The organism is Methanocorpusculum bavaricum DSM 4179 (genome assembly GCF_000430905.1).
Lineage (GTDB): Archaea > Halobacteriota > Methanomicrobia > Methanomicrobiales > Methanocorpusculaceae > Methanocorpusculum > Methanocorpusculum parvum.
The window spans coordinates 104,651-115,115 of sequence record NZ_AUMX01000001.1; the positions used below are offsets into that span (position 1 = coordinate 104,651).

Annotated in this window: 9 protein-coding genes; 5 read left to right on the top strand and 4 right to left on the bottom strand. The window is 48.2% G+C overall.

From position 1 onward, the window contains the following. The first annotated feature begins 121 nt into the window (after nt 1–121). A complete protein-coding gene (locus H575_RS00610) occupies nt 122–1,840 on the top strand; it encodes a hypothetical protein (protein ID WP_042696486.1) in 1,719 nt (572 codons plus the stop codon). Nucleotides 1,841–2,778: 938 nt separating this feature from the next. Here the strand turns inward: H575_RS00610 and H575_RS00615 are convergent. After that, a complete protein-coding gene (locus H575_RS00615) occupies nt 2,779–4,596 on the bottom strand; it encodes a GmrSD restriction endonuclease domain-containing protein (protein ID WP_081406593.1) in 1,818 nt (605 codons plus the stop codon). Between the two features lie 265 nt (nt 4,597–4,861). On the opposite strand from H575_RS00615, the gene H575_RS00620 reads away from it, so the two are divergent. Then, nucleotides 4,862–6,565 carry a C1 family peptidase gene (locus tag H575_RS00620; protein ID WP_042696487.1) on the top strand — a complete coding sequence of 568 codons (1,704 nt, stop codon included), beginning with the start codon at nt 4,862–4,864 and terminating at the stop codon, nt 6,563–6,565. 642 nt (nt 6,566–7,207) lie between these two features. Here H575_RS00620 and H575_RS00625 read toward each other — a convergent pair. Together H575_RS00625 and H575_RS00630 are read right to left on the bottom strand one after the other, a co-directional pair. Continuing rightward, the gene (locus H575_RS00625) at nt 7,208–7,834 is read right to left on the bottom strand and encodes an SdpI family protein (protein ID WP_042696488.1); all 627 of its coding nucleotides are present in this window, start codon (nt 7,832–7,834) and stop codon (nt 7,208–7,210) included. Continuing rightward, entirely contained in the window at nt 7,821–8,108 is a 288-nt protein-coding gene (locus H575_RS00630) for an autorepressor SdpR family transcription factor (protein ID WP_211213849.1), read from the bottom strand. The genes H575_RS00625 and H575_RS00630 overlap by 14 nt, the downstream gene beginning before the upstream one ends. Nucleotides 8,109–8,795: 687 nt before the next feature. On the opposite strand from H575_RS00630, the gene H575_RS00635 reads away from it, so the two are divergent. Then, nucleotides 8,796–9,050, top strand: coding sequence for a TfoX/Sxy family protein (locus H575_RS00635; protein WP_042696492.1), 255 nt, complete (start codon nt 8,796–8,798; stop codon nt 9,048–9,050). A 4-nt stretch (nt 9,051–9,054) separates the two neighbouring features. Here the strand turns inward: H575_RS00635 and H575_RS00640 are convergent, their stop codons facing one another. Continuing rightward, nucleotides 9,055–9,258, bottom strand: coding sequence for a hypothetical protein (locus H575_RS00640; RefSeq protein WP_042696493.1), 204 nt, complete (start codon nt 9,256–9,258; stop codon nt 9,055–9,057). Nucleotides 9,259–9,640: 382 nt separating this feature from the next. Here H575_RS00640 and H575_RS00645 point away from each other — a divergent pair, with 382 nt between their 5' ends. Both H575_RS00645 and H575_RS09215 read left to right on the top strand, forming a co-directional pair. Next, a complete protein-coding gene (locus H575_RS00645) occupies nt 9,641–10,228 on the top strand; it encodes a hypothetical protein (RefSeq protein WP_042696494.1) in 588 nt (195 codons plus the stop codon). A gap of 94 nt (nt 10,229–10,322) precedes the next feature. Then, entirely contained in the window at nt 10,323–10,460 is a 138-nt protein-coding gene (locus H575_RS09215) for a hypothetical protein (protein ID WP_155897820.1), read from the top strand. The last annotated feature ends 5 nt before the right edge of the window (nt 10,461–10,465 follow it).

A 10,465-nucleotide genomic window follows, 5' to 3' on the forward strand; every position in this document is an offset into this window, starting at 1 on the left:
CATTTCCCCCGGGTTTTTTACACTTATAAAGCATATATCTCATTACATTCTGCCGGTCTGAAATATACCACTCATAATTTTGAGAACCGACCCACCCGCCGGCATGGATACGAGCCGATCTATGTATTTTGATACGACGATTCCACACAGAGAGGGGACCCTATCCCCTTCGGCGGAAGATATCGACCTCTCGATCTTCTCTCCGCCTTCGAACAGCCATCCGACCATCACCCTCACCTATGACCAAAATGAACCCGAAGGTGAACTATGCCCCGTCTCGCCGGTCCCTATCCCCCGGGAACTGCCGGCAAATACCGCGGCGGCAGTAAAAAGCGCCGGGAAGGCTCTGCGGTATTACAATTCCGCGAACCGTTCGTTTGTCGGGATCTATGCCGGCAGGCTCTGCGAGATCGCAAACGGCGCCGTCACGCCTCTTGACCGGGGCAGGCTCCGTATCCTGCTGACGGCGCTTTCCTCCTGGCACAAACCGGGGGATGAAGCCAAAACCGAGGTCCCGCTTCCCTTCGATCTGCTCGAAAGCGTGCTGAAAGCCTCGGCAAAGGAGCTGGATCATCTGCCGGAGATCAGCGGCCTGCATCCCGGCGTTATGCTGAAGCCTGACGGCGAAGTCGTTTCCGCGAAAGGCTTTGACAAAAAGACCGGATGGTTTTTCCTGAAGGAAACGGCTGTCCCGCAGATTCCGGAGATCCCGTCTGAATCCGATCTCGCCCTCGCACGCGAATATCTCGACAGTGTGTATCACGAGTTCCTGTTCAAAGACCGGGCGGATTATGAAAATAATCTGGCTTCGGTGTTTTCCGCGATGCTTAGACCAAGTCTTGCCGGCCCGTTTCCGATCCTTGCCGTGCAGAAGAACAGTCCGCGGACCGGGGGCAGTTTTCTGCAGAGGATCAACGGAATCGCGGCGTTTGGCGCTGAACCGAAGGTGTATCCGGCGCCGGCACGGGCCGAGGAGATGGAGAAGCTGCATAAGACGATCGTGAAGGAGAGTCCGCTGTATGCCGTTATCGACAATGTGGCGCCGGGTGCGGATTTTGTGTCGGAGTTTCTTCTCTCGGCGACGTCGGGTAACGGAACGGCGGCGTTTCGGGATCTCGGCAGTCTGACTCAGCTGGAACGGGTCGTGACGACGCAGTTCTGCGTGAACGGGAACCATCTGAAGATCGCGGCGGATGTCTGCGGGAGAGTGGTGGTGACGAATATCCTTGCCCAGAAGCCATGGCAGGAGTTGAGGTTTTCCCGGCAGAAGGATGAGCTGATCAGATATGCCGAGGAGATGCATGCAAAGCTGGTGTGGGCGTTTTCGGTGTTTCTGAAGAACTGGATTTCGAAGGGGAGACCGGCGCCGCCGCCGCTTCCGGGGAATCTTTCGGAGTATCCGGAATGGTTTTCTACGATAGCAGGCTCGCTGTATGCGGCGGGATTTTCCCGGGTGCTTTCGAATCTGGGGGAGGTCCAGACGGGAGATAATGAGGCGGAGACAGAGGGCTGCGAGATGCTTGCCCGGCTGGATGCCATGTTCGGGAGCGAGATGTTTTCGCCGGCGGGACTGAAGGCGGTTCTGATCCGGGAAGGGGAGCAGAGGAAGGAGCATCAGGTTTCAGGGCAGATGATCCTGGATTATGCGCCTGAGCATCTGGTGAAGGCGGCGGTGGCCGGTACGCTGACGGATGTTATGACGGGAAGATGGATCTCGCAGCTGGCGGATCAGAAGTTTGCGGGATATGACCGGTTTTTGACGAAGAGCCGGACGCCTCTTGGTGTTCGATATAAACTCGTTCCTGTAGAAAAACAGACAAGCATTACGGATACTCTCTAGGATATGTAGGTAATGTAGGAGGAATGCAGGATGAAAATCCTCAACCCTACATACTTTTACGGCTGGATCGTTCTTTGTTTTGGATTTAGAGGAGTATGTGTGATTTTATGTAGGTATGTAGGATGATCGGGTGTCCAGCGTATAGGGGATTTGAGGTGAGAGATGTTCTGCCGTAGGAGATGGATCTCAGTTTATCCTACATTACCTACATACTTCCTGAATTATGGCTTGTTTATGAATCTAAGATGATTGGATGGACTTTATCCTGCATGATAACCTACATACATCCTGCATGAATCCCACATAAAGGGGGAGAAAAACCCGCACCGCATAACTCGTATATGAATTATACGTAAATAGGAGTTACGCGGTGTGCTCTCAATTCAATTCGTGAAGGGGATGACAAAAGTGTAGATACATGAGATATCCACCGCGAATAATCGCGAATAATCGCGAATCGCATTTTCCTTACGCTGTCTTCTTGTCCTCGTCGTTTCACTCCTCGGCCGCGTTCCTACGCTTCGCCTCATCGGCTCCGCGTGGACGGAACGCCAGCGTGGAAAATGCTGGAAAACCCGCGTCGCGGGTTTTCTCATGAGAAAATACCGATCTGCTTTTTTTTATTGTAAGTGTTAGAGATTCTTTACAGAAAACCCGCGACGCGGGTTTTCCAGCATTTTTCGTTCCGCCGTCCCGACCACGCGAAGCCGATCAGGCGTAGCGTAGGGACGCGACCGAAGGTCAAGAGGGCGGAACAGGAAAAATGCGATTCGCGGAGATTCGCGATTATTCGCGGTGGATTTCTCATACTTCCACGCCTTACCGTACACGAAATCGACATACCATAAGACACTTGTTTTTCCCGAGCAGAATCACAACACCGCGTAAATCCAATTGGAATACTTAGATATTCAGTAGGATTCAGCAAAAATATTGCATTATTCCAAAGATCCACCAAAACCTGTGATAACGTCATCTCCTGCTAAATTGGTAACAGGTTTCCCCATAGACTTACTGATGATATTGATTAATGACTTTGCACGATGAAGGAAATACGCGTCAAAATTATCTGCTCGCAAACAATCAACATCAACCAGATGTGTAGAGACAGAGGCATCCAATTTTTCTTCTGTGACGTGATCAGCTGATTCAATGTGTTTCAAATATTTACTCGGGGCACTCCCACCAATTATTCTATTTGTCCGCGCAGATAATGGTGTTTTGTTAACAATCGAATTCCATTTCTTTTTTGGGATTGAGTTTGATTCGCAATATTCTTGTGGAAAAATATGGTGAATATCAACATTATCATCTATGAACACCGTAAAATCCATTGGACTGCCACTGATAAAATCCAGACATCCCGTTTTGAGTATCAATGCCATTACTCCTTTATAGGCAGCACTCAACCGGGTTTGAAGGGACAATAAGCGTGTTGGTTGGAAATATGCTCTTTGTACAGTATCGGGTTCCGGGCCATTGCGAATCCACTCAATAATCCCAATCACATCATTCGCATATCGGGTTTCATTTGCTCCCCCATACATCTCTCCCATAACCCCGCACCAGTACCAACGTGATATTTTCTCTTTAATAGGACCGTCCTTGGACCGATCACCAAGTATGGCGAATACCACAGACAGAGGAATCAATTGACTGCTATATGGCAGATCTCTTGATGAAAATATCCGTTCTTCTTTAAGAAAACTTGCCGCACGGAGGAAACCGTTCGTTAACTGCTCAGAATATGTTTTGTAATCATCAAGGGTCAAATTCAAAACATCCTTCTTTTTACAACTCACCGCCTCGCCGTTTTTATCTTTGTTATAATAACGGGAGAGTAACGTCATTGCAATAAGAAAATCCGTGGATGAGACTACCGACAAAACTGAAGAGTTTTTAGTATTTGCTGATAATGCGGATTTAGTAACGAGAACTTCACGTCGGGCATCCCAATCTTTGCGTAACTCGAAATTATCAGCTGCAAACGTCGCTGTCATTAATTCAAATATCGTGAGAGATACTCCCCCGGTATTTACATTTTCAAATACCTGACATACAGCTTCTTTTGGCGTCTCACTTCCAAGAGTTATAACCGGCACTTTATAGATTTGGATGGGCATGAGGATATCAGCGATAAATTTTGCATAGCGATCCAAAATATTCGGATCATACTTATGATATTTTTGATATGCATTTTGCCATTTAGTACATTCTATAGAATTATAGACAATGTTTAGTGGAAACAGATGGCATTCAAACTCCTTTTCCTGCGTGCTGATATCAAGTATGATATCACGTCCAAAATTAGTGAGAAGCATCTTATTTTCAGGTATGGATACTATGGCTTCCTGACGATCAGTCGTGCTGCTCAAACATTTTTCAATGTCAAGATAGTAAAAACGCTTGATTAAATTCCCCTTATCTGTTTTGGTATCCACAGGGCCTTTGGAAAACATTGAACTGAAAATTGAAGTGAGACGTTGCTGCCCATCTAATACAAGAGCTTCAGGAGTATTACTTCCCGATGCTCCGGTTAAAGGACGATATTTAAAACGAATAGACTCGCCGTTGTACTTCAAAAACATTAATGCCCCAACTGGGTATTGATTTGAGATACTGGCTATGAGAGCTGTAATATGCTTATCATCCCAAACCCAGCCCCTCTGGAAATCAGGTAGCTGAATTCTTCCATCCGCTATCTTCTGTAATAAGTCTGAAACACTGGTATCATTTGATTGAAACATACTTGTCATTTTATAAACCTAAGAAATCTGTTACATTTTCTGTGAAAACATTCGATGATTCCCTTATGTAAGACATACTCATTCCGCCCACAAATACTATTCGTCTAAATCCGCTCTCGTTTCGAACCGACCCAAAAAAAAGAATAGACCTGATTTCTCCGGAAAAAATCAGATACCTTTTGTATGCAGATACTACGAATACAGGACAGGCGTTGCCCGCAACACATATCCTTATTACCCTCACCCCTCCATAGAATCTCAGAACACCATCATCATGTCCCGGAAAATCCTCCCCCTGGCCCTCCTCCTCACCGCTCTCCTCATTTTCCCCGCCGCGGCCGAGCTGCCGTCCTCCTACGACATGCGGGACAAAAACCTCACCCCCCTCATCACCGACCAGGGATACTTCGGACTCTGCTGGACCTTCGCCTCGATAAGCTCACTTGAATCCGGCATGATTCAACAGGATCCGGAAAAATACGCCGGGATCGACCTCTCCGCTTTCCACACCGCCTACTTCACCTATAACCGGGACGCCCTCATCGACCCGGCGTCCCCCTGGCCCGGGCTCGAAGGCATCGCAGGCGACTACACCCATGTTCAGGAAACCGACCCGCAGGACAACATCTCCGGGCTTATTCTCGGCGGAGAGCTCACCCAGGCGATGTATACCCTTGCCGCCGGATTCGGCGCCGTAAACGAATCCGCCGCCCCCTTCGACTCCTACGGGAACAATACCGCCCCGTCCGATGACACGGCAATTTCCCAAAACGAGATCGTGCTGGACTCCGCCGTCATGATCCCCCCTTCTGAAAAGGACGACGTAAAGACCATGCTCCTCGAAAAAGGAGCGGCCGCGTTCGGATTCTTCTTTAACCCGGTCGAGCCGTATCTGCAGGAGCTGGAGAACGGGGACTGGGTGTTTTCCCTTGGAGATACCGACAGAGAAAACCTTGAGTATGCCGGCGGGCATGCCGTCCTTCTGATCGGCTGGGACGATGATTTTGCAAAAGAGCTGTTCGCGGTTCCGCCGGAACATGACGGGGCATGGCTGATCCAGAACTCGTGGGGAAGCGATCTTTCGAACTCTACCTACATCTGGATGCCGTATGAGGAGGTGACCTACCCGTTTACGTTCTTCCTCGGGACAGAACCCTGGTTTGAGCATACGTATCAGTATGACGGCGGGACGCTGGTTGAAAACAGATCGCTGAACCAAAGTTCGGCGAGGATCGGGAATGTGTTCACGGCAGGCGGGAATGAAGAGATCCGGGCCGTAACGCTTGATACGAACCAGTCCGTGAACTACGCGCTGCGTGTCTACACCGATCCGCTGCCGGATGAACCGGATGCCGGGACGCTGCTTGCAGAGCAGACGGGGAGAATCGCATTCCCGGGATACTATACGATCCGGCTGGATGATCCTGTCCCAATCGAGAAGGGGCAGACCTTTTCGGTTGTGTATGATCTCGAGGGGGAGAAGCCCCTGAATATTTCGATCGATACGTCCGCGGTTTCAGAGGAGGTGTCCACAACGACGTTTGCCCGTGCGGGCCAGAGTTTTCTGAGAACAGAAACGGGGGCGTGGGAAGATCTGAGCGCGGACGGGGAGACGAATCTGCGGATCAAGGCTTTTTCGAACGATCTGGTGTTTTGGATCAAAATGGAGCCGGTTTCTGCGTCGATGAAGGAGCGGAGTGTTTCGGTAACCGGAACGACGAACTTCGCGCCCGGGAGGGAGATTCTGGTGACGCTTGTCTGCCCGGATGGGAAGACGCTCTGTGAGCCGGCTGAGGTTCAGAGAGGAGAGATGGCGAATTTCTGGGAGGTCAGGTTTTTCCCGGTGAAGCTGATCGAGGAGGAGTATGCTTTGTCGGCGGTGAGAAGTGAAGTCCTGGCGGAGAGCTGGTTTGTGCCGGAAGGGTTTACGGGGATGCTGGTTTTTGGAGCGAAAGGGACGATCATACGGGCGGGGTGAGGGAGGTACCGGTTCATCTGAGATGACAACAATGTATTTCGTTTTGGTGTACTGGATTCTTTTTTTATGAGCGGATCCATCACACGAAATCCACGAAAAATTTTACGAAAACACGAAATAAAAAAATGAAAAATGGTGGGAAAGATGTAGTGACCTCCCCTGTCCCCCACACGAAACGTTCGAAAATCAACGAAATGCACGAAAAGGGGGACAGGGGCGGAGGAAAGGATTTTCCTTCACTCAAAATAATCTGGCTGTTCCTCTATTACCCAATATCTCAATCCTCCGCCCCTGTCCCCCTTTTCGTGAATTTCGTTGGCGGGTTGGCGACGAAGTCGACGACCTCAGCCGAGCAAACCAAAGGTTTGCGAATTTGTGATTTTCCGTGTGGGGGACGGGGGAGGGTACTATCTGTATCTCCACCCAGCTGATTCTTTATTTTTCGTGTTTTCGTTGGCGGGTTGGACGCGGAACGCGGCCGACCTCAGCAGAGCAAATCTTTGATTTGCGTTTTTTTCGTGGATTTCGTGTGATGGGTGCCGCCATCCGCAAAATTACGTACACCAAACCGAGATAAACCTAACAAAAACCGATTCTGTTACCCGACCAAAAAAAGATTATACCTGATTTCTCCAAAAAAAATCAGATCCCTTTCTTATGCAGATGATACGAGTAGATGACCGGTCCCGCGATCATCGCGATGAGGATCCCGAAAAACACCGGGATCCAGAACAACGCGAAAAACGCATTCAGGATCATCACAAACCCGCCGATGATGAAGAGATACCCGGAGAACCGGCTGGTCCGCCGCCAGTTCTCGGCGCTTTCCATCGTCCAGGGGAGTCTCACGCCGGCGACCGGATTCTGTTTCGTCTTCGGAAGATAATTCCCGATGATGATAAAGATGACACCGACCAGAACGGGAACGATCACCTCGATCGGGATATCGGCGCCGATCGCCTTAAAGAGCGTGATTGGCACAACGATCAGCGCGATGACGGCGATCAGCCAGCGGGAGAACTTCAGCAGCATACTCTGGTTTTCCCCGCCGTATTTGCGGGTCGAAACATTACAGATAATGTTCAGCAGACAGAGGAGAGCCGGCATGCCGAACACAACGAACGGTTTTGCCCCCCAGTTGTCCGGGTCGCCGGCGAAGTCGAAATGGATCGGAATCATATCCGGCAGACGGTCGTAGAGCAGAACGCCAAGCAGGATCGGCGCAAGACAAAGCGCCGAGGTGATGAACAGGGTTTTATCGATTTTCATTTTGTACCTCGTTAAACTGGGAGATCCAGCACATAAGCTCCTCAAATACCGAAAGATTCAGCTCGTAATACACGAAGTTCTTGTACTTCGTCTCCGTCACAAGATCCGCTTTTTTCAGCTGGGACAGATGATACGAAATCGTCGCTCCGGCCATATCGAAGTGTCCGGCGATATCGCCGGCAGACATCTTCCCCTCTTTCAAGAGCGTGAGGATCTCGCGCCTGACCGGATCGGATAATGCTTTGAATGTCTCGGGAAATCCCATATTACTCATACTCTGTTGTCTGCGAAACTATTTAGATGTATTTCTAAATTGATGGATTTCGAAATAGATTGGAGGAAGACGGAGTACGGATAAGATGTATTTTGATTTCGTGTAATGCATTCGTGTAGACATAAGAGAAAAACCAACCGCGAATCGGCGCGAATCTCGCAAGCCTTTGGCTTGCTCTCATAATCGGATTTGCTTTTCCTCACTCTCGCAATCCAGCTTCACTGTCTTGCTCGTCCCTTCATCGGGACCGTTCGGGCAAATCCTGTCGCCGCCCCAGCGGCTCCTGTGAGGGAAATATGCATTGAGCAGTTCTAAAACTTGTAAAATGTTCTTTTACTCCAGGCCCAAAATGAAACGGAGAAAGAAAATTACCATGGGGAGGCGCTGGGGCGCCGACAGGATTTGCCCGAACGGTCCCGATGAAGGGATGAACCGGCGGGGCGTGCGGGGTGAGCCGAAAGGCTCGCCCTTAGCTGAGCAAATCTTTGATTTGCGATTAGACCCGCCGTGTTCAAGTGAGGAATAGCAAATCCGATTCGCCTCGCCCGAAGGGCGGATTCGCGCCGATTCGCGGTTGGTTTTTTCTCATGTTTCCACACCCTCTCACCCCCTTCACGAAATGGATCAACACCAACACCGCGTAAGATTAACATCCCCTCCTGCCAATAGATACCGTAGGCAAAACCCATGGGCGAACTTGCATCGTTACCCAACATCGGCAAAGACACCGAAGAAAAACTCAACAAAGTCGGGATCACGACTGCCGCACAGCTGCGTGAAACAGGCAGCAAAAAAGCCTGGCTGATGATCAGATCGATCGACGACACTGCCTGCCTTCACCGGCTCTACGGACTTGAAGGAGCGGTTTTGGGCGTAAAAAAATCAGCACTCTCCCCCGAAACAAAAAAAGACCTGAAGGAGTTTTTCTCTTCCTTCTCCTAAATCCCTAGTTCTCCTCTTTTTTAAACTTCGAATACTTTCCTCCGATAATAATGATGATCACCCCTACAAAGATCCCGACGATCATCAGGATAAAGTTGTAGCCTGACAATACAACTGCCGACCCTATAATAACGGCAACACCGAGCAGAACCAGAGCGGTCGAAAGGACGCCCCCGTCTTTGGTCAGATACTCGAAAAATGAGGACATACTTCTAACATACATCTTATATGTAGATAAATATATTGAGGATTCGATAATAAGAGGCATTCAACCCCCCTCATCCTAACTCCTTTCTTTTCTGATATTGGTGGATATTCAAGCGAACGAAGCGAGTCGGAGAGCAAAGTTTTGCTTTCCAAAAATGGTTAACACTCCCACACACCCCCGCGCCAGTTCCTCAGCTTTTTCTCTCTCAAATAGTGATATGGCGGATTCTATTCCGGGATGAAAATTTACCCCATCAATCTAAATATTCTTGAAAAATGTATCAGATTCACGATCGGAATGATTCTAATAACTAAATATTTTGAAAAAAAAAAGGTCAAAATATTTATATATTATGACATTACACCATTTAAATGAGAGAGAAATGAAAAATTACAATTTATTTATGATAGGTATTGGAATTATAACAGTAATTCTAATTCTATCGGCAGGGTGTATTTCAGCATCCTCTGAGCAGGGCAATATAGAGAATATTGCTGAAGTTACACCGGAAGTCACACCAACTTCTGTACCTTTTGATTCACTTGCTTACAGAAGTGCTGTTCCAGATGGCCCTAATAAAGAGATTATTGAAAATTATTATCAGAATCCTACTGGGTACACGATACGAACTGCGAAAATTTGGAATTGGACAATCTCATCCAGGACTTACACAGGTGGTGATATTACAATTCCAGTAATAGTATTTAGTTCGGAAAACTCAAACCACGAAGAAGTTGTTGGTAAGACAGACTGTACAAGATATCCAGGAACGGATATATTGAAACAAACAAACGAAATGAAATCTGATGCAATGAAGAATGGTTTTGTCTGGATATATAGAGAAACTGTTTTTTGTAAAGATCCAAGTATTAGCTCAGGGATAATAACAGCGGTTTATAATTCATCAAATTACCGTTTAGTTATTGAACACAGATTACCAGTTGAAGAATATGAGAAACTTTTCAGCTGAATAATCCCCAATTCCCTTCTTTTTTATTGCCGTTACCTTCCCCCGATAATGATGATGACTAGGTACATATCTCCAGCATCACCAAGATAACACTATGGATGTAGGACGAGATAAAGAAAGCCAAGGTGATGAGAATGAGAACACCAAAGAAGATCAGCGCCGTCGAAAGGACGCCACCATTTTGTGGTTCGATACCCAAAAAATGATGACAAAGAACTACCATCGCATCTAACTCCA